2 protein-coding genes are annotated in these 1,835 nt (G+C 68.0%); both read left to right on the forward strand.

Annotation, left to right across the window (positions count from 1 at the left end; translation table 11 throughout):
* The first annotated feature begins 29 nt into the window (after positions 1 to 29).
* Positions 30 to 869 carry a TIM barrel protein gene (locus ACJ6WD_RS41245; protein ID WP_233662098.1) on the forward strand — a complete coding sequence of 280 codons (840 nt, stop codon included), beginning with the start codon at positions 30 to 32 and terminating at the stop codon, positions 867 to 869.
* A 63-nt stretch (positions 870 to 932) separates the two neighbouring features.
* On the forward strand, positions 933 to 1,829 hold the full coding sequence (locus ACJ6WD_RS41250) for a 2-hydroxy-3-oxopropionate reductase (protein WP_407617807.1): 897 nt from the start codon (positions 933 to 935) through the stop codon (positions 1,827 to 1,829).
* Positions 1,830 to 1,835: the final 6 nt, after the last annotated feature.

Here is a 1,835-nt window from a genome sequence, read left to right on the forward strand (position 1 = left end):
TCCGCTATCCGGAAGGAGCGCCGGGACCTATGGGTTTCACGGACACGCGCTTCAACGTCAATCTGTCGATCCTGTTCACCGAGCTTCCGTTGTTGGAGCGGCCTGCGGCCGCGCGGGCGGCGGGCTTCACGGCGGTGGAGCTGTGGTGGCCGTGGGTGGATGCCCCGACCCCGGAGCGGGCCGAGCTGGATGCGTTGCGTGATGCCTTGCGTGATGCGGGGACGCAGTTGACGGGGTTGAACTTCTACGCCGGGCAGTTGCCGGGTCCGGACCGTGGTGCGTTGTCGGTGCCGGGGGCGGAGTCGGAGAGGTTCCGGGCGAACGTGCCGGTGGCGATCGAGTTCGCGTCGTCGCTGGGGTGCACGACGTTCAACGCGTTGTACGGCAATCGGGTCGAGGGGGTCGATGCGGCCGAGCAGGACGCGTTGGCGCTGGAGAACCTGGTGTTCGCGGCGCGGGCGGTGGCCGAGGTGGACGGCACGTTGTTGATCGAGGCGTTGAACGCGCCGGAGTCGCCGGCCTGTCCGATCGTGTCGGCGCCGAAGGCGATCGAGGTCGTGGACGCGGTGAATGCCGCGAGCGGTCTGGACAACGCCCGGTTCCTGATGGACCTGTACCACCTGTCGATGAACGGTGAGGACCTGGAAGAGGTCATCGACCGTTACACCGCCAAGACCGCGCACGTGCAGATCGCCGACAACCCGGGCCGTGGTGCGCCGGGCACCGGTTCGCTGGACTTCGTGGCGTTGTTGGGGCGGTTGAAGAAGAACGGTTACGACGGTTTCGTCGGCCTGGAGTACAAGCCGGGCGACGCGCCGAGTGCGTCGTCGTTCGCGTGGTTGCCGGCGCCTTTGCGTGCTGCTCGGTAGTCGGTCGCGCTGCGCTGTCCCGTTTGCGGTTCCCTTTGTTTTGAGTGTGAAAGAGGCTTTTCGATGAGCAACCTGCCGAAGATTGCGTGGGTCGGGCTGGGCATCATGGGTTCGCCCATGGCCGAGAATCTGATCAAGGCCGGCTACGCGGTGACCGGTTACACGCTGGAGGCCGACAAGCTGCAGCGGCTGGCGGATGCCGGGGGCACGGCGGCGGCGAGCATCGCCGAGGCGGTCGCCGAGGCGGACGTGATCATCACGATGGTGCCGGCGTCGCCGCAGGTGGAGGCGATCGCCTACGGTCCCGAGGGGATCTTGGAGAACGCCAGGAGCGGTGCGCTGCTGATCGACATGTCCTCGATCACGCCGCAGACCTCCATCGACCTGGCGAAGAACGCGGCGGAGAAGGGCATCCGGGTTCTGGACGCGCCGGTCTCCGGTGGTGAGGCCGGGGCGATCGAGGCGGTTCTGTCGATCATGGTCGGTGGTCAGCAGGCCGACTTCGACGCGGCGAAGCCGCTGTTCGACGCGTTGGGCAAGACCATCGTGCTGTGTGGTCCGCACGGTTCGGGTCAGACGGTGAAGGCCGCCAACCAGCTGATCGTCGCGGTGAACATCCAGGCGTGCGCCGAGGCCGTGGTGTTCCTGGAGAAGTCCGGTGTCGACCTGCCGGCCGCGCTCGACGTGCTCGGTGGCGGTCTGGCCGGCTCCACGGTGCTGGCCCGCAAGACGGCCAACTTCGTCAACCGGGACTTCAAGCCCGGCTTCCGCATCGACCTGCACCACAAGGACATGGGCATCGTCACCGACGCCGCCCGCACCGTCGGCGCCGCCCTGCCCGTCGGCTCCGTCGTCGCCTCCCTCGTCGCCTCCCTGCGCGCCCAGGGCGACGGCGGCCTGGACCACTCCGCCCTCCTGCGCGGCGTGGAACGCCTCTCCGGTTACGACCTCAAGGGCTGAGACCCG

Origin of the sequence: Streptomyces sp. VTCC 41912 (genome assembly GCF_045799175.1) — a bacterium.
Taxonomy (GTDB): Bacteria; Actinomycetota; Actinomycetes; order Streptomycetales; family Streptomycetaceae; genus Streptomyces; species Streptomyces albulus_C.

Coding starts and splice junctions, on each gene's coding strand:
- ACJ6WD_RS41245 (WP_233662098.1), top strand. CDS start 30: ATGGGTTTCACGGACACGCGCTTCAACGTCAATCTGTCGATCCTGTTC.
- ACJ6WD_RS41250 (WP_407617807.1), top strand. CDS start 933: ATGAGCAACCTGCCGAAGATTGCGTGGGTCGGGCTGGGCATCATGGGT.